The organism is Escherichia sp. E3659 (assembly GCF_005781135.1).
Classification (GTDB): Bacteria; Pseudomonadota; Gammaproteobacteria; order Enterobacterales; family Enterobacteriaceae; genus Escherichia.
The window spans coordinates 57,338-79,727 of the sequence record NZ_VATQ01000006.1 but is presented as its reverse complement, the minus strand read 5'-3'; the positions used below and the strand labels follow the sequence as shown (position 1 = coordinate 79,727).

Annotated in this window: 21 protein-coding genes; 4 read left to right on the top strand and 17 right to left on the bottom strand. The window is 52.1% G+C overall.

Annotated features, from left to right (window positions below):
- Positions 1-27: 27 nt before the first annotated feature.
- From lolE to lolC, 3 genes are read right to left on the bottom strand one after another with little or no spacing between them, the layout of a single operon-like run.
- Positions 28-1,272 carry a lipoprotein-releasing ABC transporter permease subunit LolE gene (gene lolE, locus FEK47_RS05605; RefSeq protein WP_135486289.1) on the bottom strand — a complete coding sequence of 415 codons (1,245 nt, stop codon included), beginning with the start codon at positions 1,270-1,272 and terminating at the stop codon, positions 28-30.
- Complete coding sequence (lolD, locus tag FEK47_RS05600; RefSeq protein WP_001033695.1) at positions 1,272-1,973, bottom strand: lipoprotein-releasing ABC transporter ATP-binding protein LolD; 702 nt, start codon at positions 1,971-1,973, stop codon at positions 1,272-1,274. The genes lolE and lolD overlap by 1 nt, the downstream gene beginning before the upstream one ends.
- The gene (gene lolC, locus FEK47_RS05595) at positions 1,966-3,165 is read right to left on the bottom strand and encodes a lipoprotein-releasing ABC transporter permease subunit LolC (RefSeq protein WP_095092169.1); all 1,200 of its coding nucleotides are present in this window, start codon (positions 3,163-3,165) and stop codon (positions 1,966-1,968) included. The genes lolD and lolC overlap by 8 nt, the downstream gene beginning before the upstream one ends.
- A gap of 261 nt (positions 3,166-3,426) precedes the next feature.
- Here lolC and FEK47_RS05590 point away from each other — a divergent pair, with 261 nt between their 5' ends.
- From FEK47_RS05590 to ldtC, 3 genes are all read left to right on the top strand, one after another.
- Complete coding sequence (locus FEK47_RS05590; protein WP_135486290.1) at positions 3,427-4,497, top strand: acyltransferase family protein; 1,071 nt, start codon at positions 3,427-3,429, stop codon at positions 4,495-4,497.
- Positions 4,498-4,624: 127 nt separating this feature from the next.
- On the top strand, positions 4,625-8,071 hold the full coding sequence (mfd, locus tag FEK47_RS05585; protein ID WP_138183134.1) for a transcription-repair coupling factor: 3,447 nt from the start codon (positions 4,625-4,627) through the stop codon (positions 8,069-8,071).
- 144 nt (positions 8,072-8,215) lie between these two features.
- Entirely contained in the window at positions 8,216-9,178 is a 963-nt protein-coding gene (gene ldtC / locus FEK47_RS05580) for a L,D-transpeptidase LdtC (protein WP_165383267.1), read from the top strand.
- 81 nt (positions 9,179-9,259) lie between these two features.
- Here the strand turns inward: ldtC and bhsA are convergent, their stop codons facing one another.
- Positions 9,260-9,517, bottom strand: a complete 258-nt coding sequence (gene bhsA, locus FEK47_RS05575; protein WP_000800147.1) for a multiple stress resistance protein BhsA — start codon at positions 9,515-9,517, stop codon at positions 9,260-9,262.
- A gap of 240 nt (positions 9,518-9,757) precedes the next feature.
- Here bhsA and comR point away from each other — a divergent pair, with 240 nt between their 5' ends.
- Positions 9,758-10,390, top strand: a complete 633-nt coding sequence (comR, locus tag FEK47_RS05570) for a TetR family copper-responsive transcriptional repressor ComR (protein ID WP_130205569.1) — start codon at positions 9,758-9,760, stop codon at positions 10,388-10,390.
- 62 nt (positions 10,391-10,452) lie between these two features.
- Here the strand turns inward: comR and FEK47_RS05565 are convergent, their stop codons facing one another.
- The 13 genes from FEK47_RS05565 to yceG all read right to left on the bottom strand — a co-directional run bounded on the left by FEK47_RS05565 (position 10,453) and on the right by yceG (position 22,390).
- Positions 10,453-10,992 (bottom strand): glycine zipper 2TM domain-containing protein, encoded by a 540-nt coding sequence (locus FEK47_RS05565; RefSeq protein WP_064528599.1) that lies wholly within the window; start codon positions 10,990-10,992, stop codon positions 10,453-10,455.
- Between the two features lie 209 nt (positions 10,993-11,201).
- Positions 11,202-12,506 (bottom strand): NADH-quinone dehydrogenase, encoded by a 1,305-nt coding sequence (gene ndh, locus FEK47_RS05560; protein WP_064528597.1) that lies wholly within the window; start codon positions 12,504-12,506, stop codon positions 11,202-11,204.
- Between the two features lie 394 nt (positions 12,507-12,900).
- Entirely contained in the window at positions 12,901-13,443 is a 543-nt protein-coding gene (gene ycfP, locus FEK47_RS05555) for an alpha/beta hydrolase YcfP (protein ID WP_075331716.1), read from the bottom strand.
- 22 nt (positions 13,444-13,465) lie between these two features.
- Positions 13,466-14,491: a beta-N-acetylhexosaminidase gene (gene nagZ / locus FEK47_RS05550; RefSeq protein ID WP_130222875.1), complete on the bottom strand. Its 1,026-nt coding sequence runs from the start codon at positions 14,489-14,491 to the stop codon at positions 13,466-13,468.
- Between the two features lie 10 nt (positions 14,492-14,501).
- Positions 14,502-15,326 (bottom strand): thiamine kinase, encoded by an 825-nt coding sequence (gene thiK / locus FEK47_RS05545; RefSeq protein ID WP_135486291.1) that lies wholly within the window; start codon positions 15,324-15,326, stop codon positions 14,502-14,504.
- The gene (gene lpoB, locus FEK47_RS05540; RefSeq protein WP_130205559.1) at positions 15,307-15,948 is read right to left on the bottom strand and encodes a penicillin-binding protein activator LpoB; all 642 of its coding nucleotides are present in this window, start codon (positions 15,946-15,948) and stop codon (positions 15,307-15,309) included. The genes thiK and lpoB overlap by 20 nt, the downstream gene beginning before the upstream one ends.
- 13 nt (positions 15,949-15,961) lie before the next feature.
- Positions 15,962-16,339: a YcfL family protein gene (locus tag FEK47_RS05535; RefSeq protein ID WP_130205557.1), complete on the bottom strand. Its 378-nt coding sequence runs from the start codon at positions 16,337-16,339 to the stop codon at positions 15,962-15,964.
- 2 nt (positions 16,340-16,341) lie between these two features.
- Positions 16,342-16,701 carry a purine nucleoside phosphoramidase gene (hinT, locus tag FEK47_RS05530; protein WP_054445830.1) on the bottom strand — a complete coding sequence of 120 codons (360 nt, stop codon included), beginning with the start codon at positions 16,699-16,701 and terminating at the stop codon, positions 16,342-16,344.
- 498 nt (positions 16,702-17,199) lie between these two features.
- Entirely contained in the window at positions 17,200-18,633 is a 1,434-nt protein-coding gene (gene ptsG / locus FEK47_RS05525) for a PTS glucose transporter subunit IIBC (RefSeq protein ID WP_000475698.1), read from the bottom strand.
- 294 nt (positions 18,634-18,927) lie between these two features.
- On the bottom strand, positions 18,928-19,725 hold the full coding sequence (locus tag FEK47_RS05520) for a metal-dependent hydrolase (protein WP_130205555.1): 798 nt from the start codon (positions 19,723-19,725) through the stop codon (positions 18,928-18,930).
- Between the two features lie 10 nt (positions 19,726-19,735).
- Positions 19,736-20,740 carry a DNA polymerase III subunit delta' gene (gene holB, locus FEK47_RS05515; RefSeq protein WP_130215906.1) on the bottom strand — a complete coding sequence of 335 codons (1,005 nt, stop codon included), beginning with the start codon at positions 20,738-20,740 and terminating at the stop codon, positions 19,736-19,738.
- The gene (gene tmk / locus FEK47_RS05510) at positions 20,737-21,378 is read right to left on the bottom strand and encodes a dTMP kinase (RefSeq protein ID WP_130205551.1); all 642 of its coding nucleotides are present in this window, start codon (positions 21,376-21,378) and stop codon (positions 20,737-20,739) included. Before tmk ends, holB begins: the two co-directional genes overlap by 4 nt.
- Positions 21,368-22,390, bottom strand: coding sequence for a cell division protein YceG (gene yceG / locus FEK47_RS05505; protein WP_130215904.1), 1,023 nt, complete (start codon positions 22,388-22,390; stop codon positions 21,368-21,370). The genes tmk and yceG overlap by 11 nt, the downstream gene beginning before the upstream one ends.

Genomic DNA, 22,390 nt, shown 5'->3' with positions numbered 1-22,390 from the left:
GCCGCTCCTTGTTTTAATGTACTGCCTTTACTGGCCGCTAAGGACTCGCGCAGGGTCAATATTACTGGCGCGTCGCGCCGGATACCAACTTGCCAAAAGACTCAGCAACAATGCTGTGACCAGTACGTAGAAGACGTCCAGCCAGTGCAATTCCGATGGCAGGAAGTCAATAAAATAGATATCGCTGGAGAGGAACTGATGACCGATCAGCTTTTCAATCCACTCAATAATCGGGGTAAGTTGCAGTGAAACCACTACGCCGATAATCACACCACACAGGCTGCCGAACAGCCCTGCCAGCAATCCATACCAGACAAAGATGGCGCGAATTAAACCATCTTTCGCCCCCAGCGTTCTTAATACTGCGATATCGCCACTCTTGTCTTTCACCGCCATCACCAGCGTGGAGACGATGTTGAAACAGGCCACGCCAATCACCAGTACCATCGCCAGATACATAATGGCGCGGATCATCTGGATATCGCGATACATATAGCCGTAAGTACCAATCCAGCTTTTAATATAAACGTAGCTGTTGGTTACTTCACCCGCGTCACGTACCAGTTTGTTAGCGTTAAAAACATCCGTCATTTTAAGGGCAATGCCTGACACACTGGAACCCATATCAAGATATTGTTGGGCATCCGCCAGCGGGATCATGGCAAAACTGTGATCGAGTTGGCCACTCAACTGCAAAATACCCGCAACGTGCAAACGCACACGTTTCGGCTGCATCAGCTTATGCTCGGGATTCGAGTTTGGGATCATGATCGACACCCAATCCCCCTGCTTCACTTTCAGCGCATCCGCCACCCCTTTGCCGATGATAATCTGCTGTTCGCCGGCTTTAAAATTGTTCCAGGCATCGCCCTGGACAAATGATGGCAGCGCGCTCAGACGCTGTTCCTGTTGCGGATCAACGCCTTTAACCTGCAGAGCGCGCAGATTCGCGCCGCTCTCCACCAGCCCGGTGAAATTGATATACGGCGCAGCGGCGGCAATACCCGGCACTTTCTGCACGTTATCCAGTGCTTCCTGCCAGTTAGTCCACGGCTGATCTACCGCCTCAATTTCACCATGCGGCACCACCGCCAGAATACGGTTGTTCAGTTCGCGTTCAAAGCCGTTCATCGCGCTTAAGCCGACAATCAATACCGCTACGCCAAGGGCAATGCCAATGGTAGAAATGACGGAGATCAGCGACACCATGCCGCCGCGCCGCCGTCCGCGACTAAAACGCAGGCCAATTAATAACGATAAAGGCATCGCCATTACTCCGCCCCCATCAGGCTCAGTTCCGCCGTCAGACGCCCATCACGCATCTCCAGTTGGCGACTCATACGTTTCGCCAGTTGCAGGTCGTGAGTGACCACCAGGAAGGCGGTGCCCTGCAAGCGATTCAACTCCCCAAGCAACTGGAAGATGCTGTCTGCGTTACGCGCGTCAAGGTTACCGGTAGGTTCATCCGCCAGTACCAGACGCGGGTTATTGACCAGCGCACGGGCAATCGCCACACGCTGGCGCTCACCGCCGGAAAGCTCTGACGGGCGGTGATTCGCACGATGCTCCAGCCCCACCGCTTTTAACATTTCCAACGCTCGACTGTTGATTTCAGCGGGCTTTTTCTTGCCAATCAGCAGCGGCATAGCCACGTTTTCCAGGGCAGTAAAATCCGGCAGCAGGTGGTGAAACTGATAAATAAAGCCCAGCTTCTGGTTGCGCAGTTCTGCTTTCGCCGCCGAAGACAGTTTGCTCATCGGCTGACCGTTAAAGATCACATCGCCGGAGGTTGGCGTATCCAGCCCGCCTAACAGGTGCAGCAAGGTACTTTTACCGGAACCAGAGCTACCGACGATCGCCATCATTTCACCTTCGCCCACGCTGAAACTGACATTGTGCAGTACATCGGTTTGCACACTGCCTTCCTGATAGCGTTTGCACAGGTTGTCGCATTGCAACAGGATCTTATTCATAACGTAAAGCCTCAGCGGGTTGAGTGGCGGCAGCGCGCCAGGAAGGGTAAAGCGTAGACAACAGCGCGATAGCCATCGCCACCAGCGCAATAACAATGACCTGTAAAGGTTCGATAGCCACCGGCAGCGCCGCGCCATCAAGCAGGACGCCGATTATCGGCATCAGATTATTCAACTGGCTGGCAAGCAGTGCGCCAAGCGCCGCTCCGAGGATCGCACCGATAATCCCGGCGCTGGCCCCTTGCACCATAAAGACCATCATGATTTGTCGCGGAGTTAAGCCTTGCGTTTGCAGGATCGCTACTTCGCCCTGCTTCTCCATCACCATCAGCCCCAGCGAGGTAATAATGTTAAACGCCGCAACGGCGACAATCAGGCTCAGCAGTAAGCCCATCATATTTTTTTCCATGCGTACGGCCTGGAACAGCTCGCCTTTACGGTCACGCCAGTCCTGCCATTTGCTGCTTTCAGGCAGTTTTTGCTGGCTTAATGAGTCGACTTTCAGCGGCTCATCCAGCCACAAACGCCAGCCGGTAATATTGCCTGCCGGATAACGCATCAGACGCGAGGCATCCTCAATATTCACCAGCATTTCATAGCCATCGACTTCACTGTTGGCGGCGAAAGTGCCAATCACATTGAACAGGCGCTGACTTGGAATACGCCCCATCGGCGTGAACTGGCTGGCAGATGGCACCATCACGCGGATTTGATCACCGCGATTGACGCCCAACTGTGAGGCCAGCTGTTCACCGAGGATGACATTATATTTCCCCGGCTCGAGGTCAGTTTGTTTCACATTGACCAGATACGGCGTTAGTGGATCTTTTTGCGCCGGGTCGATACCCAGCATCACCCCGACCGCCACGCTGCGCGCGCTTTGCAGTACCACATCACCGGTAGTGATAGGTGCGACACGATTAACGCCGTCCAGTTTGACTGCCGTTTCCGGGAGTTGCTGCGGGTTAAGAGAGCCATGCTCAGAAGAGAGAATTGCCTGTGGCATCAGGCCAAGGATGTTGTTTTGCAACTCGCGCTCAAAGCCGTTCATCACTGACAATACTGTGACCAGCGCCATCACCCCGAGGGTAATGCCGATGGTAGAAAGCCAGGAGACGAAACGACCGAAGCGATCCGCTGCACGCCCACGCATGTAACGCAGGCCAATAAATAGAGCGACAGGTTGGTACATGAAATCCGTCTGGTTGCTGTTAGCAAAGACACGAGTATATAAGCGAAAGCGGGATGGGTAAACGTCTGAACTGTAAGTGATCGTCAGGGCTAATCTGAAAAGTACCAGCAAATCAATCGACTAAAGGGCCTCATTTTCTCATCGGCCTTGTGGCCTGATCTTTATCTGAAAAATAACCAAATACAGACAGATACGCATTACACCACGCAACTCGCCCCGCAGGATTAACAGCATGTTAAATAAAAAGAGCGTGTTGTCCTGATGAAACAAAAAGAGCTATGGATTAACCAGATCAAAGGGTTATGTATTTGTCTGGTGGTGGTTTATCACTCGGTCATTACCTTTTATCCGCATCTGACCACTTTTCAGCATCCGTTATCGGAAGTCCTGAGCAAATGCTGGATCTATTTCAATCTTTACCTTGCGCCCTTTCGTATGCCGGTTTTTTTCTTTATTTCCGGCTATTTGATTCGCCGCTATATCGACAGCGTACCCTGGGGAAATTGTCTCGATAAACGCATCTGGAACATCTTCTGGGTGCTGGCGCTTTGGGGCGTGGTGCAGTGGATGGCGTTAAGTACACTGAACCCGTGGCTGGCGCCTGAGCGCGATTTAAGCAATGCCTCCAATGCTGCTTATGCCGATTCCACTGGCGAGTTCCTGCACGGGATGCTCACCGCCAGCACCAGCTTGTGGTATCTGTATGCGTTAATTGTCTATTTCGTGATATGTAAAATTTTTAACCGCCTGGCTCTGCCACTATTCGTTCTGTTTGTGCTGATGAGTGTGGCGGTTAATTTCGTTCCCACGCCATGGTGGGGAATGAACAGTGTGATCCGCAATTTGCCTTATTACAGCCTTGGCGCATGGTTTGGCGCAACAATAATGACCTGTGTTAAAGAGGTGCCGTTGCGCCGCCATCTGCTGATGGCTTCTTTGCTGGCTGTTCTGGCGGTTGCTGCCTGGTTGTTTAATATCTCGCTGCTGTTGTCGCTGGTATCGATTGTGGTGATCATGAAACTGTTTTATCAGTACGAGCAGCGTTTCGGTATGCGTTCCTCCAGCCTGCTGAATGTGATTGGTTCTAACACCATTGCCATCTACACCACCCATCGCATTCTGGTAGAGATATTCAGCTTAAGTCTGATTCCGCAAATGAATGCAGCCCGCTGGTCGCCGCAACTCGAACTGACGCTCCTGCTGGTTTATCCCTTTGTCAGTTTGTTGATTTGTACTGTTGCTGGATTACTGGTGCGAAAATTTTCACAACGCGCATTCAGCGACCTGTTGTTCTCCCCGCCTTCTCTGCCTGCCACCAGTTACTCTCGTTAAGCCATCGCCCCAGCCGGGGCGATTCAATTTGCTAAACCATGTCGATTACGGATAATGAACAGCATTGCTTATCAGAGATATGCCCCCATATGTTGGGGCATATCCTAACGAGACTCTGACAACCGTTATGCCTGAACAATATCGTTATACGCTGCCCGTCAAAGCGGGTGAGCAGCGTCTGCTGGGCGAGTTAACTGGCGCTGCCTGCGCGACGCTGGTGGCGGAAATTGCCGAACGTCACGCCGGTCCGGTGGTACTCATTGCACCAGATATGCAAAATGCTCTGCGTTTGCATGATGAAATCAGCCAGTTCACCGATCAGATGGTGATGAATCTGGCGGACTGGGAAACCCTCCCTTACGACAGTTTTTCGCCTCATCAGGACATTATCTCCTCGCGCCTTTCCACCCTTTACCAGCTACCGACGATGCAGCGTGGCGTACTGATTGTTCCGGTGAGTACGCTTATGCAGCGCGTTTGCCCGCACAGTTTTCTCCATGGTCATGCACTGGTAATGAAAAAAGGTCAGCGCCTGTCACGAGATGCATTGCGAACCCAACTGGACAGCGCCGGTTATCGCCATGTTGACCAGGTGATGGAGCACGGTGAATACGCCACCCGCGGCGCGTTGTTGGATCTCTTCCCGATGGGCAGCGAACTGCCTTATCGTCTTGATTTCTTTGATGATGAAATCGACAGCCTGCGGGTGTTTGACGTCGACAGCCAGCGCACGCTGGAGGAAGTAGAAGCGATCAACCTGCTGCCCGCACACGAATTCCCGACCGATAAAGCGGCAATTGAACTGTTCCGCAGCCAGTGGCGCGATACCTTCGAAGTGAAGCGCGATCCGGAACATATTTACCAGCAAGTGAGTAAAGGCACATTGCCTGCCGGGATCGAGTACTGGCAGCCACTGTTCTTCAGCGAACCGCTGCCACCGCTGTTCAGTTATTTCCCTGCCAATACGCTGCTGGTGAATACTGGCGATCTGGAAAACAGTGCCGAACGTTTCCAGGCAGATACGCTGGCGCGTTTTGAGAATCGCGGCGTCGATCCGATGCGCCCACTGTTGCCACCACAAGCGCTCTGGCTGCGGGTGGATGAGCTCTTCTCAGAGCTGAAAAACTGGCCCCGGGTGCAGCTAAAAACTGAACATTTACCGACAAAAGCAGCGAATGCCAATTTAGGCTTCGAGAAGCTGCCAGACCTGGCCGTTCAGGCACAACAAAAAGCGCCGCTGGATGCGCTGCGTAAGTTCCTCGAGTCTTTCGATGGTCCGGTGGTGTTCTCGGTAGAAAGTGAAGGTCGCCGTGAAGCGCTGGGTGAACTGCTCGCGCGAATTAAAATTGCTCCGCAACGCATTATGCGTCTTGATGAAGCCAGCGACCGTGGGCGCTATTTGATGATTGGCGCTGCCGAACATGGTTTTGTCGATACGGTGCGTAATCTGGCGCTGATCTGCGAAAGTGATCTGCTTGGTGAACGTGTTGCCCGCCGTCGTCAGGATTCTCGCCGCACCATCAACCCCGATACACTGATCCGCAACCTCGCGGAATTGCATATTGGTCAGCCGGTGGTCCATCTGGAGCACGGCGTCGGGCGCTATGCCGGAATGACCACGCTGGAAGCGGGCGGCATTACTGGTGAGTACCTGATGCTCACCTATGCCAACGACGCCAAACTGTATGTTCCGGTGTCGTCACTGCATCTGATTAGCCGTTACGCAGGTGGAGCGGAAGAAAACGCCCCGCTGCATAAACTTGGCGGCGATGCGTGGTCACGCGCGCGGCAGAAAGCGGCGGAAAAAGTGCGTGATGTGGCGGCGGAATTGCTGGATATCTACGCGCAACGCGCCGCCAAAGAGGGCTTCGCGTTTAAACACGATCGCGAGCAGTATCAGTTGTTCTGCGACAGCTTCCCGTTTGAAACCACGCCGGATCAGGCGCAGGCCATTAATGCGGTGCTTAGCGACATGTGTCAGCCGCTGGCAATGGATCGTCTGGTGTGCGGCGATGTTGGCTTTGGGAAAACAGAAGTGGCGATGCGCGCCGCTTTCCTGGCAGTAGATAACCACAAGCAGGTAGCGGTGCTGGTGCCTACCACTCTTCTCGCGCAGCAGCATTACGACAACTTCCGCGACCGTTTCGCCAACTGGCCGGTACGTATCGAAATGATCTCCCGTTTCCGCAGCGCCAAAGAGCAGACGCAAATCCTTGCGGAAGTGGCGGAAGGGAAAATCGATATTCTGATCGGTACGCACAAACTGCTGCAAAATGACGTCAAGTTTAAAGATTTAGGCTTGCTGATTGTCGATGAAGAACACCGCTTCGGGGTGCGTCATAAAGAGCGCATTAAAGCGATGCGTGCGAACGTGGATATTCTGACGCTTACCGCTACGCCGATCCCACGTACGCTGAATATGGCGATGAGCGGAATGCGTGACCTGTCGATTATCGCCACGCCGCCCGCCCGTCGTCTGGCGGTCAAAACGTTTGTCCGCGAGTATGACAGTCTGGTGGTCCGGGAGGCGATCCTGCGTGAAGTTCTGCGCGGCGGTCAGGTTTATTATCTCTACAATGATGTGGAAAACATCCAGAAAGCCGCCGGACGGCTGGCGGAACTGGTGCCAGAAGCGCGGATTGCTATTGGTCACGGGCAGATGCGCGAGCGCGAACTGGAACGGGTGATGAATGATTTCCATCATCAACGTTTCAACGTGCTGGTTTGTACCACCATTATCGAAACCGGGATCGACATCCCGACTGCCAACACCATTATCATTGAACGCGCGGATCACTTCGGTCTGGCGCAGCTGCACCAGTTGCGCGGTCGCGTCGGACGTTCACATCATCAGGCATATGCATGGCTGCTGACGCCGCATCCGAAAGCGATGACTACCGATGCGCAAAAACGTCTTGAAGCGATTGCCTCGCTGGAAGATCTCGGGGCAGGCTTTGCGCTGGCAACGCACGATCTGGAGATCCGCGGCGCGGGTGAATTGCTTGGCGAAGAACAGAGCGGCTCGATGGAAACCATCGGTTTCTCGCTGTATATGGAGTTGCTGGAAAACGCCGTCGATGCACTGAAAGCCGGACGCGAGCCGTCGCTGGAAGATCTCACCAGCCAGCAAACAGAAGTCGAGCTGCGGATGCCGTCGCTATTGCCAGATGATTTCATTCCTGACGTGAATACGCGTTTGTCGTTCTATAAACGTATTGCCAGCGCCAAAACGGAAAACGAACTGGAAGAGATCAAAGTCGAGCTTATCGATCGCTTCGGCCTGCTGCCTGATCCGGCGCGTACCCTGCTGGATATTGCCCGTCTGCGCCAGCAAGCGCAGAAACTGGGGATCAGGAAGCTGGAAGGTAATGAGAAAGGCGGCGTGATCGAATTTGCCGAGAAAAATCACGTTAATCCAGCCTGGTTGATTGGTTTGCTGCAAAAACAGCCGCAGCATTATCGCCTTGATGGCCCGACGCGCCTGAAGTTTATTCAGGATTTGAGCGAACGGAAAACGCGTATCGAATGGGTTCGCCAGTTTATGCGTGAACTGGAAGAGAACGCGATCGCTTAATGGTGAGATCGGGGGCGTTTCTGCGCCCCCATCTGCAACATTTACAAATTCTTTGCACTTCCCTGCACTATCCGACACTGTCACCATCCATAATTCAGGCTTATCTTTTTATTACAATAACCTTATATTTATTATGGATTTTTGGTGATGATCAAAACGCGTTTTTCTCGCTGGCTAACGTTTTTTACGTTCGCCGCAGCCGTGGCGCTGACGCTACCGGCAAAAGCCAACACCTGGCCGCTGCCGCCAGCGGGCAGTCGCCTGGTTGGCGAAAACAAATTTCATGTGGTGGAAAATGACGGTGGTTCGCTGGAAGCGATCGCCAAAAAATATAACGTCGGCTTTCTCGCTCTGTTACAGGCTAACCCCGGCGTTGATCCTTACGTGCCACGCGCGGGTAGCGTGTTAACGATCCCATTGCAAACCCTACTTCCAGACGCGCCGCGCGAAGGCATTGTGATCAACATTGCGGAGCTGCGTCTCTATTACTACCCGCCGGGTAAAAATTCGGTGACCGTGTATCCCATCGGCATTGGTCAGTTGGGTGGTGACACGCTGACACCGACAATGGTGACCACCGTTTCTGACAAGCGTGCAAACCCAACCTGGACGCCAACGGCAAACATTCGCGCGCGGTATAAAGCACAGGGAATTGAGTTGCCTGCGGTAGTTCCGGCTGGACCAGATAACCCAATGGGCCATCATGCGATTCGTCTGGCGGCCTATGGCGGCGTTTATTTGCTTCACGGTACGAACGCCGATTTCGGCATTGGCATGCGGGTAAGTTCTGGCTGTATACGTCTGCGTGATGACGATATCAAAACACTCTTTAGCCAGGTCACCCCAGGCACCAAAGTGAATATCATCAACACGCCGATTAAAGTCTCTGCCGAACCAAACGGTGCGCGTCTGGTTGAAGTGCATCAGCCGCTATCAGAGAAGATTGATGATGATCCGCAGCTATTGCCGATAACGCTGAATAGTGCAATGCAATCATTTAAAGATGCAGCGCAAACTGACGCTGAAGTGATGCAGCATGTGATGGATGTCCGTTCCGGGATGCCGGTAGATGTGCGCCGCCATCAACTGAGCCCACAATCGCTGTAACTCCCGGATAAAAAAATCCCCGCGGCACAGCATGTCGCGGGGAAAAAAGCAGCAATAGCGGGCATTAATGAGGGTTAATGCTTATTTATAAATGACTGCCGTTCCGTGGAGGGTATTCGGACCGGTGACTGAAGTAATACGGAAAGATTTTGCGCCCATCTCATCCGCTTTTTGTGCCAGCTGTTCTTCCAGCGATCCCAGATTTGTCCCCGCGTTAGCACTAATAGTACCCACTTTTTGTTGGCCTTCTGGTGTTGCCTGAACTTCGACAGCCGCAAAGCTGGCAAATGACATGGAACTTAAAATCGCCGCAGCGATGAGGGTTTTTACGTTTTTCATAATAGTGGCCTTATGCAGGTGAATGGCGTCGCAAGCAATTACTTAACGATCGATAACTAAATGATAGATGTGATCTGGATCACATACAAGATGTTTTTTATAATAATCATTAATTAAATTAAAAAACTTTAAATTTCAGTTAAATAGAGAGTTTTTATTTTTCTATTTTCTGGACTGGTGAAGGGAGGTGATTATTTTTATAATAACCATTCATTCACAGCCACCAGGTACAATGGCATCATGGCAACAGACTCAACACATTGTGTAAAAAAAAGCCGTGGCCGCCCAAAAGTGTTCGACAGGGACGCCGCGCTTGATAAGGCCATGAAATTGTTCTGGCAGCACGGTTATGAAGCGACTTCCCTTGCGGACCTCGTTGAAGCGACCGGAGCTAAAGCGCCAACGCTCTACGCAGAATTTACCAACAAAGAGGGGTTATTTCGCGCCGTACTCGACCGTTATATCGATCGCTTTGCCGCTAAGCATGAAGCGCAGTTGTTTTGTGAAGAAAAAAGCGTGGAGTCTGCACTGGCGGACTATTTCGCTGCCGTCGCCAGCTGCTTTACCAGCAAAGACACCCCCGCGGGTTGCTTTATGATTAACAACTGCACCACGCTTTCAGCGGATTCGGGCGATATTGCTCATACGGTGAAATCACGTCACGCAATGCAAGAACGCACCTTGCAGCAGTTTTTAAGTCAACGCCAGGCACGCGGGGAAATTCCCGCCCACTGTGACGTAACGCATCTTGCGGAATTTCTTAATTGTATTATTCAGGGGATGTCGATAAGCGCCCGTGAAGGCGCATCGCTGGAAAAACTGATGCTGATTGCCCGGACAACGCTGCGTTTATGGCCTGAACTGGTAAAGTAAGACGCCAAAAAAAGCCCCTCAGCCTGAGCGAATGAGGGGCTAAATTGCAGAGTACAGCCTTGTTATACTTTGTTATTCAGAACCAGTTGCCCATTGTTATCTAATGGGATTTGCGTACCCGGATCGCTGTTCATCCGAATTTTGCCCTGCTGATCGCCAATCTTATAGGTCACATCATAACCGAGCATTTTTTCTGACTTGTCATACACCGTTTTACAACGCTGCTGCGTGGTAGTGTAAGTATCGCTTTCCTGGAGAGAGCCCTGGATCTGGTTACCGGCATATCCACCGCCCAGCGCCCCCACAACAGTGGCGACATCTTTACCGCGACCACCGCCAAACTGATGCCCTATCACCCCGCCAGCGACGGCCCCGAGGACCGAACCAGCAATGCGGTTTTCATCCTGCACCGGTCGGCGATGGGTCACCGTGACATTGCGACACTCCTGACGCGGTGTTTTAACCGTTTCCTTGATTGGGGTTGCTGAGACAACCTGAGCGTATTGCGGGCCACGTTCAAACACGTTCAGACTGGCCACTGCCGCTACGCCAAGCGCAGCCGCTACACCAATCCCGATACCCGCCAACATTGATTTATTCACGGGAACACCTCCTTCTTTGCAGTTATGACAATCATGCAAGCGAAGGGGAAAAGCAGCTATCAGACAGAAGATGAAAAGCGTGGGAATAGCTGGAAAAGCTGAAGGATTCAGAGAAGTCTGAAAGGATGCCTGATACGACGCGGCTACCGATCGCACTGTTCCTCAAGGGCGGATGAGGCGTTTACGCCACATCCGCCAGTGTACGCCGATTAATGCAACTTCAAACGCGGACGGATAACGCGGTTGATACTGCCCACCAGCATCATTAATCCGGTTTTAAAGTAGCCATGCAGCGCAATCTGATGCATTCGGTATAGCGAGATGTACACAAAGCGCGCAATTCGTCCTTCAATCATCATTGAACCGCGCGTCAGGTTACCCATCAGGCTACCGACGGTGGAGAAGTTGGACAGCGATACCAGCGAACCGTGATCCTTATACTGATAATTTTTCAGCGGTTTACCGTTCATCTGCGCCAGAATGTTGTTCATTGCGCAGGTCGCCATCTGATGTGCGGCCTGAGCGCGCGGCGGTACAAAGCCCCCTTCCGGACGCGGGCATGACGCACAGTCGCCAATAGCGTAAATGTCTGGATCGCGCGTGGTTTGCAGCGTCGGTTCCACCACCAGTTGGTTGATACGATTGGTTTCAAGACCACCAATATCTTTCAGGAAATCTGGTGCTTTTATCCCGGCAGCCCACACCATCAGATCGGCCTGAATATATTCACCATCTTTAGTGTGCAAACCGCCTTCATCGGCACTGGTAACCATAGTTTGCGTCAGCACGCGAACGCCCAGTTTCGTTAACTCATTGTGAGCCGCAGCAGAGATACGCGGCGGTAACGCTGGCAAAATTCGCTCTCCCGCTTCCACCAGAGTAACGTTCAGGGCTTCGTTGGTCAGCCCTTTGTAACCGTAACTGTGCAGTTGTTTCACGGCATTGTGCAATTCGGCAGAGAGCTCTACGCCGGTCGCGCCGCCGCCAACAATCGCAATATTCACTTTGCCATTGGCGCCCAGGTTAGCAGAAAACTTCAGGAACAGATTCAGCATCTCCTGATGGAAACGACGTGCCTGATGCGGGTTATCAAGGAAAATGCAGTTCTCTTTTACGCCCGGCGTGTTGAAATCGTTAGAGGTGCTACCCAGCGCCATCACCAGCGTGTCGTAAGCAATTTTCCGCTCTGGAACTAACAATTCACCTTTTTCGTCGCGCAGTTCAGCAATGGTGATTGTTTTCGCTTCACGATCGATATCAACCACAGAACCCAGCTGAAACTGGAAACCATGATTACGCGCATGGGCCAGATAGCTCAGCGCATCAACGCCTTCATCGAGCGATCCGGTCGCCACTTCGTGCAGCAACGGTTTCCACAGGTGACTGTGGTTACGATCGACCAACGTAATTTTGGCTTTTTTCTTGCGCCCCAGCTTATCTCCAAGCTGTGTTGCCATTTCCAGCCCACCAGCACCGCCGCCGACAATCACAATTTTTTTCAATGGCGTAGTCAACGTGACCCCCTTAAATTTATTAACCAATTGTTAATTAATGGTTATTAACATAGCTCTTAATTAACAACAGGTTACAGCAATGAAAATGTTCTTCGCTATTGAGAATAACATGAATGGTGCATTGGTCATACCAAAATTGATGTCAATCAAGTTTTGTTGCTGAAAAGATAGGCGGATTTACCTGTTGAGATCAAAAAACAGAGTTTATTGTTTATTATTCGTGCTAATTCGGAAGGGTTATATAGCGTGAGGCGTGTATGGAGGGCGTTTGCCAGGCCTGATAAGATGCGCAGCATCGCATCAGGCATTGGTGCTCGGCTGTCGGATGCGGCGTGAACGCCTTAATCCGGGTCGCATCAGGTACCGGCAAGGTTACCTGATGCGACGATGCCAATTAACCGAGGGTTTTGAATGCCTTAATGCGCTGCAAATGCGGAGAGATATTTTTGAATTTGTGCGTCTGCTCTTCGTCCCAGACAATCTCGTAATAATGATGCAGCTCTTCAGATGTCCGCTGACTGTTAAGCGCTTCATCGTGACGCGACAAAATCACCAGGCAACGATCGCGATTCTTCTCACGGAAGTTGGTCACACACTTGGTGGCAATATCGGCATACTCTTCCGGGCGATCAATCTTCCCTTCCATGTTCTCATAAGGGAACAAATTGGGATTGAAGATCACCTGGCGAATATCACAGAGAAAACCAATCCGCTCTGCCCAATAACCGCCCAGACCAACACCACAAATGAGCGGGCGCTCGTCGACGTTCAGTTGCAGCATTTTGTCCACTTCTTTGAGCAAATGCTGCATATCATGTTTCGGATGCCGCGTGCTGTAGCTTATTAGCCGTACATCCGGGTCAATAAACTGCAATTGTAAGACTTTCTCGTGGTTACCCGGACTGTTAGAGTCAAAACCGTGCAAATAGATAATCATCGCTTCCTCACATAAGCCAGGGTTAGTGACCTGCCTTCTCTTCCTGCCAGCGTTCATGTAACTGATTCAGACGGGCGCTGATCTCTTTCCAGCGAGCCGAGTCCATCAGTTCCTGTCGCGAAAATGAACCTTTATGATACAAACGTGTAACACGTTCTGCCTTGATCGGTGACAGATTATCTAACACGCTGACGGCCCCTTTACGATTATTGCAGACCAGGATCATATCGCAACCTGCATCCAGTGATGCCTGTCCACGCTCGGCATAACTGCCCATAATCGCGGCACCTTCCATCGATAAATCGTCAGAGAAAATCACGCCGTCAAACCCCAGCTCCTGACGTAAAACAGTTTTCAACCAGTGGGGAGAACCGCTCGCCGGACGCGGATCAACATCGCTGTAGATCACATGCGCGGGCATAATGGCATCGAGTTTATTTTCGCGAATTAACGTACTGAAAACCGACATATCTTTGGCACGAATTTCCGCTTGCGGGCGTGGGTCGCACGGCGTCTCTTTGTGTGAATCTGCAGTTACGGCACCGTGGCCAGGAAAATGTTTACCGGTGGTTTTCATTCCGGCTTCATGCATCCCATCAATAAACCGACTGGCGATTGCGAGGGCTTTTTCTGGATCGGCATGATAAGAACGTTCACCAATCGCCGCGCTGATATGTCCTACGTCCAGCACTGGTGCAAAGCTGATATCAATATCCATAGCGATCATTTCGCTGGCCATCAGCCAACCTGCCTCTTGCGCCAGTTTGCCCCCCTCTTCCATTCCTAAAAGCGCAGCGAATGATTGTGCTGCCGGTAAGCGGGTAAAACCGTCACGAAAACGCTGCACACGTCCGCCTTCCTGATCCACCGCCACCACCAGGTGATTGCGTGAAGCTGCGCGGATCTGGCGTACCAGTTCGCGCAACTGTGCTGGATCATGATAGTTACGTGTAAAGAGAATCAGCCCTCCCACCAGCGGATGCGCAAGTATTTCGCGCTCTTCCGCGTCCAGTTCATAACCTTCAACATCCAACATTACTGGACCCACACTGCTCTCCTTATTGTTTTATTGATAGCTGCCGCCAGGTGTCATTGGCCAGCCTGATAAATTGTTGATCGCTGGTTTGTTGCCAGCGGTACTCAAACCACCCTGCTTTCAGCATCAGTAACCAGGGAAACCAGCGCCTGACCTGATGCCACAAATGCGCCGGATTCATATTCGCCCGCACGGCATAGTCATTAACTAATTGCCGGTGCTGCTCACTATTTTCCACCCACACCGCCGCCAGTTCCAGAGCGATATCACCATCACCGGCATACTCCCAGTCGATGAGCTTTAGCCCTGACGAGGTATAGACTAAGTTCCCTGCATGAACATCCATATGCAACGGGCTTAAACGTAATGGCTGCGGTTCCCGTATTTTGCGCAGACGTTTTAATAGTCGCAGCCAACCCGCTGTCCGCCGCGCCGGATCGCTTCGCTGCCAGTACCGTTCCAGTAACGGCAGCAGGGTTATTCGCCAGCCAAAACGCGGTTGTTGATGCAGATAATACAGCAAGCCTGCCAGTTCGTCGGTATCCGGCAATTGCGTTTTTACCTCGCCGGGCAAATAGTCGACCACCATCCAGCCACGGAGATAGAGATGTGGCTTTGGTGCAAGGTATGCCGGTAATCGTGATAACGCCCGGTACTGGCGCAGAAACACGGACTGCGGCGCATCAGGATCGTGAGTCTGACGCAGAACAAAACGCTGATCCTGATGTTCAATGAGAAAACTCCCGCCGCTAAGTCCACTGTTAAACGTCGCGACGGGGTGATACTGCGGGAAATAGCGCGACAATAACTCGTCGCGCGTGATGGGATTATTGTTGCTGAACGGCACCTTTACCTGACCAGATAATTTCGCCCGTCTGCACCAGCATCAACTGCATTTGCAGGGTCGGAGCGTTAACGTTGCCAGAGGCGCTGGAGTACAGCACGTAATGAGCCCCCACGTTGCGAGCAATACCAATGGCTTTACTACGGGTGCCTAAGCTATCCTGCGGCGACAAACCTAACTGCTGCTTGGCCATCGAAAGCTGCTGGGCGGAAACGAGGGTAAATTTACCGTTATTAGCCAGTGCATTGCGCAGCGTTTCTGTCGCTTCCCCGGTATTCAAAGAACCATTGGTGCGGTTATTGACGCTATCAACCAGCAAGACGCTGCCTGCGGTCACGCCATCGGCCCCAAGCATCTTACCGACCATCGGCTGCATTGCGCCATTCCAGTCATAATGACGAATATGCGGCGCAGGCGGTGCGGTTTGGTCTTCGTGCTCAATTGGCCCTGGCTGCTCCGGGATCGTCGGCACTGATGGCACTGTAGGTACTGGCTGTTGCGGCTCAGCCGGTTGCTCCGGCGCAGGTTTTACTTCTTCTACCGGTGCGGGTTCACGTGGCCCCACACACCCGGCAAGAAACATCGCCAGCGCGGTGATTAAAGCGTAGCGACTCATTTTTGTCATCAAGATTCACCCCTTACAAATAAAGATAAAGTCTGACTTTGTGCGCTCCAAGAAAATTGGCGCTGCCGTACAGAGTCACCGCTGAACGTGCGGGAATGGTGACGCTGCGCGGCGTTTCCAGAGGGTGCATCTCAAGCCCCCTGGCGTCATACCAGTAAAAACGATAATGAACGGTAACGGGTTCTTGCCTTTCGTTATAAAGCGTCGAGGATGCTGAAGGCTGAATATCAGACGTTGAAAGAACGGGCTTTTCTGCGCTAATGCCCGCTGCCAGCAAAGATGACTCCATCACCAGTGACTGTTCATCATTCACCGGGATTTCCGGATGTGAACGACAACCGACCAGCAATAGCAACGCCAGAGACGCCAGTCCAAAGCACCCTTTTCTCATCGTTACAGGCCTTTATGCGCCAGCATTGGTCCCAACGGACGGCCACCCAGCAGGTGCATATGAATGTGATAGACCTCTTGTCCGCCATGACGGTTGGTATTCATGATCAAACGATAGCCATCTTCGGCAATGCCTTCTTGCTCGGCAATTTTTGCCGCTACGGTGATCATACGCCCCAGCGCCTGCTCATGCTCGGCAGACACATCGTTCACGGTAGGGATAAGGATATTTGGAATGATCAGAATATGCGTTGGCGCTTGCGGCGAAATATCGCGAAACGCCGTTACCAGCTCATCCTGGTAGACGATATCGGAGGGGATCTCACGACGAATAATTTTGCTGAAAATAGTTTCTTCTGCCACGACATTTTCCTTTTTCAAATTGCCATGCGTTGCGCCATGCTACGCCGCGCTACACTGCGAGTATAGAGTATGGTCGAGTTAAACCTGCTCTTTCAACCTTAAGCCACGATTTATAAGTAAAAAATCGTTTTACTGCCGTATACATCGCCATTATTCCCATTTTTGCCTATGAATGGGCCGAAAACACCTTTTCTCTTTGGTTTAGATAATAACAGGGATATCGGCTACCAGGCCCTTCCTGCTACCACCAGCATTGCTTTGACAGTTTCCTTCCACTGCCGGGCAAAATTGCTATTCGCAGGTGGAGCTGTTCGCCTGTTATCAGATACCCCAAAACGTCTCATTGCTGGAAATAATCTGCTCGACAAACCCTACGATATCGACGTGAAAGGAACTATCGTCCCGGGCGCAACACGCAATTTAATGATGACCGGTCTGATTAGCGGCTGTAAAAAAGGCAGCCATTCGGCTGCCTTAGTCTCCCCAACGTCTTACGGATTAGTTGTTGCGGATGTACTCATCCATTTCGGTTTTCAGGTTATCGGATTTCGTACCGAAAATCGCCTGAACACCGGAACCTGCAACCACTACGCCCGCTGCGCCCAGTTTCTTCAGGCCAGCCTGATCCACTTTGGACACATCAGCGACGCTAACACGCAGACGGGTAATACATGCGTCAAGGTTAGTGATGTTTTCTTTACCACCAAATGCAGCAACCAGAGCCGGTGCCATTTCGCTGGTGCCGGTAGCTTTCGCATCTTCAGTTGCGTCTTCACGGCCCGGGGTTTTCAGATCCAGAGCTTTAATCAGCACGCGGAAGATAGTGTAGTAAACAATCGCATAACCGATACCGACAATCGGGAACAGCCACAGCTTGCTGCTGTTACCAGACAGAACGATGAAGTCGATCAGACCGTGCGAGAACGATGTACCATCGCGCATACCCAGCAGGATACAGATCGGGAATGCCAGACCTGCCAGAATCGCGTGGATGATGTACAGGATCGGCGCAACGAACATGAAGGAGAACTCGATTGGCTCGGTAATACCGGTCAGGAACGAGGTCAACGCCGCGGAGATCATGATACCGCCCACTTTAGCGCGGTTTTCTGGTTTAGCAGAGTGCCAGATAGCAATCGCGGCAGCCGGCAGACCGTACATTTTGAACAGGAAGCCGCCAGACAGTTTACCCGCAGTCGGGTCACCCGCCATATAACGCGGAATGTCACCGTGGAATACCTGACCTGCGGCGTTGGTGTATTCACCGATCTGCATCTGGAAAGGTACGTTCCAGATGTGGTGCAGACCAAACGGTACCAGGCAGCGTTCGATGAAGCCGTAAATGCCAAACGCTACTACCGGGTTCTGGTAAGCAGCCCACTGGGAGAAGGTCTGAATGGCGGAACCAATTGGCGGCCAAATAAAGGACAGCACAACGCCAGTAAAGATGGCAGCCAGGCCAGAAATGATCGGCACAAAGCGTTTACCGGCAAAGAAGCCAAGATACTCAGGCAGCTTAATACGGTAGAAACGGTTAAACATGTACGCTGCGATCGCACCGGAGATGATCCCCCCGAGTACGCCCGTATCCGCCAGGTGTTTAGCGGCGATTTCTTCAGCAGGTAAATGCAGTACCAGCGGCGCAACCACGGCCATGGTTTTTACCATGATGCCATAGGCAACAACTGCGGCCAGAGCGGATACGCCATCGTTGTTGGTAAAGCCGAGGGCGACACCAATTGCAAAAATCAGTGGCATGTTTGCAAAAACGGAACCGCCCGCTTCTGCCATAACATGCGATACAACGGCGGGCAGCCAGCTGAAATTCGCGGAACCGACGCCAAGCAGAATACCTGCGATAGGCAGTACGGATACCGGCAGCATCAGCGATTTACCGACCTTTTGCAGGTTAGCAAATGCATTCTTAAACATAATTGAGAGTGCTCCTGAGTATGGGTGCTTTTAACGTTCTCACGCGTGGCAAGGGGGGGAGAACCTTGCCGTGTACAGGGCGTCTAAGCGCCCTTTATTTATTACACAGAGTAAAATAATTCATGGCCGATTTGTTTGACGGCTATCACGTTTCAACTTCGGACCTTTAGCGAAGTTGCACGTATTGACAAAATAAATGCCATAATGCGTCGAACATGGTTATTCACCGCCCAATTTGCGGCGGTGAACTTTACTCGTTTTAGTAATTAATTACGAGTCTTAAAATAAATTCATTTAACGGATGGATTGAAGGCGGGAAGCGTCGATGTGAAACAGGCGGGCGAAGTTATCGGTGGTTACCTGCGCCAGCTCTTCAACGGCAACACCTTTCAACACAGCCATGTATTCAGCAACATCACGAACCATTGCAGGTTGATTCTCTTTTCCTCGATGCGGCACAGGTGCCAGATAAGGCGCGTCAGTTTCGACCAGTAACCGGTCGAGCGGCACATAACGCGCGGCATCACGTAGTTGTTCTGCATTACGGAAGGTCACAATGCCGGAGAAGGAGATGTAAAATCCAAGATCCAGTAATTTGCCTGCCGTTTCTCTGTCCTCTGTAAAACAGTGTAGTACGCCACCGCAATCCGTCACCTTTTCTTCGCGCAGAATTGCCAGCGTATCGGCGCGGGCGTCACGCGTATGGACAATAACCGGCTTGTTCAGTTCACGACCAATCTGGATATGGTGGATGAAAGACTCTTGCTGACGCACTTTAGTTTCCGGCGTGTAATAATAATCCAGCCCGGTTTCCCCAAGGGCAACAACGCCCTCTTCCGCCGCAAGGCGGCGTAAATCTTCCACATCATAGGGATCGTTCTGGTTGAGCGGATGCACACCGCAAGAAAATACGACATTGTCACGTTCGCCTACCAGATCCCGCATATGCAGATAACCCGGTAATGTCGTGGCGACCGCCAGACAAAATTTCACATCGCGCGCAGCGGCTTTTGCCAGAACGTCATCCACGTCCTTATGCAAAGATTCATAATCCAGACCATCGAGATGGCAGTGTGAGTCGACTAAAAACATGATGTCTCTCTTAAAGATGAGGAACCGGTAGCACAACGCCCGGTTGCAGGTAATGCTCAATACGCAGTAAAAGATCGGTGATGAGAAGCTCGCGGTTTACGCCAGTGACAGAAATTAACTGCTCACGGGTGTGACAAACATCTCCCAGTATAGCCTGCAGGCGCGCGGGAGAAAGCTGGTTTGCCAGCGCAGCAACAACGCCCGGCACATCAACATTGGTAACCTGCGAAGCGCCATACTTGCGCTTGAGCGCGTCCATCATCAGGGTTGCCAGCCAGTGCAGACGCGCCGGAGCTTGTTCATGATTAAGTGTCGGCAACAGGGAATACCAGTCGCCAGATTGCACACTGTGAGCCAACGCCTGGCAAAGTGTTTCGCGGGCCTGCCAGGTATCTCCCTGAAACAACGCCAACGCCGCGCCAGGCGAACCGGCGCTTAAGCGCAGTGCGGCAAGTAACGCGTCCTGTGACATTGTCACTTCACGTGAAAGCCAGGTCACGGCGTACTGTTCTGGCGGTGGTGCGAGGTAATGTAGCCGACAACGACTACGTAATGTCGCCAGTAAACGTTCAGGCTCTCGGGTAGCAAGGAAAAACCAGGTTTCTGCCGGCGGCTCTTCGAGTGTTTTTAGCAAAGCGTTCGCCGCAGCGTCGGTCAGCAAGGCGGCATCGGTTATCCAGACAACTTTAGCACCGCCTAAACGCGCGTGTTCATTCAGTTTTTCAGTGACTTCACGCACCGCATCAATGCCCAGCGCGTTCTTCCCTTTTTCGGGAGCAAGTGTGTAATAGTCGGGATGCGTTCCCGCCTGCATCAACTGACATCCACGACAGTGGCCGCAGCTTTTATGCCCCTCTGGTTGTTGGCACAGGAGGTAACGGCTTAAAGCGTAGATTAAGGCGTCATCGCCCATGCCAGGTAACGCCTGAATGAGTAGCGCATGGTGACCCCTTCCGGCCTGATAGCTGGCTACCAGTTTCTCGAAATCGGGTCTTAACCACGGATACCATCTCATGCGTTATGTTCCTTAACCCAGTGAGTCACGGTGGTGCGAATCGCCTCCATCACTGATTCCAGTGGCTGAGTGGCATCAATGGTGTAAATGCTTTTATCCTGTGCCGCCAGTTCAAGATAGCGGGCGCGAGTACGATTAAAGAAATCGAATGACTCTTGCTCAATGCGATCCAGTTCGCCACGCGCACGGGCGCGTTTTAGCCCCACTTCTGGGGTCACATCAAGATAAAGCGTCAAGTCAGGACGAAAATCCCCCAGAACAGCATCACGCAGCGTTGCCAGCATATGCTGGTCAATGCCACGACCGCCGCCCTGATACGCCTGAGTGGAGAGATCGTGCCGATCGCCAATCACCCAGGTGCCTTTCGCCAGCGCCGGTTTGATGACAGTTTCCACCAGCTGAACGCGCGCGGCATAAAACATCAGTACTTCGGCTTTATCGGTAATGACTTCATCGCCTACCGATTTGATATCCAGCACCAGGCTTCTTAATTTTTCCGCCAGCTGCGTACCGCCAGGTTCTCGAGTGAAAACCATGTCGCGGATCCCCAGTTGCTCAAGCGTCTCAACCACCACGTTTCGCGCGGTGGTTTTGCCTGCGCCTTCCAGCCCTTCAATGACGATATACTTACTGCGCATTTTTTTCCTTAAGCACTTTCAGGTAATCCTGCACAGACTTGTTATGACTGGCAAGATTGGTATTAAACGTGTGACCGCCTTTACCATCGGCCACAAAATAGAGATACGGCGTTTTCGCCGGATGCGCAGCAGCCTTCAGCGAATCCGCCCCCGGCGTAGCAATCGCGCCTGGCGGCAGACCAGTAATGGTGTAGGTGTTATACGCTGTCGGCGTTTCCAGATCTGCACGAGAAAGTTTGCCATTATAACGCTCTCCCATCCCGTAAATCACCGTCGGGTCGGTTTGCAGGCGCATGCCGATACGTAAACGGTTGATAAATACTGAGGCAACCTGATCGCGCTCGCTGGCAACGGCGGTTTCTTTTTCGATTATCGACGCCATCGTTACCAACTGGTTTTTATCTTTATACGGCAGACCATCCGCTCGCCCATCCCAGGCGCTATCGACCGCTTTCACCATTTTCTTGTGCGCTCGTTTGAGTAACGCGACATCAGTGGTATTAGCGGTATACATCCAGGTGTCTGGCCAAAACCAGCCTTCAATCCAGTCCGGATTTTCAAGTTCCAGGGCCTGCGCCACGGTAGCGTATTTATCGTCGCTTAACGTGTGCGTGATATAGGGTGCCTCACGCAATTGTTTGAGGTAGTCGCTCAGACGCATCCCTTCTACCAGGCGTAGCGGAAACTGCGCTTCTTTCCCGCTTTTCAGCAGCTGTAACATTTCGCGCACGGTCATCTGCGGCGTAAAGCGATAAGTCCCGGCTTTGAAATGGGAAAGGTCCGGCTCAATACGCAGCAACCACTGAAAGACGCGGGGGCGATTGATGATTTTATCGGCATACAATTGTTCACCGAGAGCCATTCTTCCGGTTCCAGGTTTCAGGGTGAATATTGTCTCTTCTTTAATCAGTAATTTGCTGTCGGCAAGATGGCGAACCTTCCAGACGCCCACACCAGCGGCGATACCCAGTACCATCAGCAATAACAGGATAATCAATAACACTTTTTTCAT

What these genes read in the sequence shown, in the direction of transcription:
- lolE (WP_135486289.1), bottom strand. Translation starts at nt 1,272, where the DNA reads ATGGCGATGCCTTTATCGTTATTAATTGGCCTGCGTTTTAGTCGCGGA.
- lolD (WP_001033695.1), bottom strand. Translation starts at nt 1,973, where the DNA reads ATGAATAAGATCCTGTTGCAATGCGACAACCTGTGCAAACGCTATCAG.
- lolC (WP_095092169.1), bottom strand. Translation starts at nt 3,165, where the DNA reads ATGTACCAACCTGTCGCTCTATTTATTGGCCTGCGTTACATGCGTGGG.
- FEK47_RS05590 (WP_135486290.1), top strand. Translation starts at nt 3,427, where the DNA reads ATGAAACAAAAAGAGCTATGGATTAACCAGATCAAAGGGTTATGTATT.
- mfd (WP_138183134.1), top strand. Translation starts at nt 4,625, where the DNA reads ATGCCTGAACAATATCGTTATACGCTGCCCGTCAAAGCGGGTGAGCAG.
- bhsA (WP_000800147.1), bottom strand. Translation starts at nt 9,517, where the DNA reads ATGAAAAACGTAAAAACCCTCATCGCTGCGGCGATTTTAAGTTCCATG.
- comR (WP_130205569.1), top strand. Translation starts at nt 9,758, where the DNA reads ATGGCAACAGACTCAACACATTGTGTAAAAAAAAGCCGTGGCCGCCCA.
- ycfP (WP_075331716.1), bottom strand. Translation starts at nt 13,443, where the DNA reads ATGATTATCTATTTGCACGGTTTTGACTCTAACAGTCCGGGTAACCAC.
- lpoB (WP_130205559.1), bottom strand. Translation starts at nt 15,948, where the DNA reads ATGACAAAAATGAGTCGCTACGCTTTAATCACCGCGCTGGCGATGTTT.
- FEK47_RS05535 (WP_130205557.1), bottom strand. Translation starts at nt 16,339, where the DNA reads ATGAGAAAAGGGTGCTTTGGACTGGCGTCTCTGGCGTTGCTATTGCTG.
- ptsG (WP_000475698.1), bottom strand. Translation starts at nt 18,633, where the DNA reads ATGTTTAAGAATGCATTTGCTAACCTGCAAAAGGTCGGTAAATCGCTG.
- FEK47_RS05520 (WP_130205555.1), bottom strand. Translation starts at nt 19,725, where the DNA reads ATGTTTTTAGTCGACTCACACTGCCATCTCGATGGTCTGGATTATGAA.
- holB (WP_130215906.1), bottom strand. Translation starts at nt 20,740, where the DNA reads ATGAGATGGTATCCGTGGTTAAGACCCGATTTCGAGAAACTGGTAGCC.
- tmk (WP_130205551.1), bottom strand. Translation starts at nt 21,378, where the DNA reads ATGCGCAGTAAGTATATCGTCATTGAAGGGCTGGAAGGCGCAGGCAAA.
- yceG (WP_130215904.1), bottom strand. Translation starts at nt 22,390, where the DNA reads ATGAAAAAAGTGTTATTGATTATCCTGTTATTGCTGATGGTACTGGGT.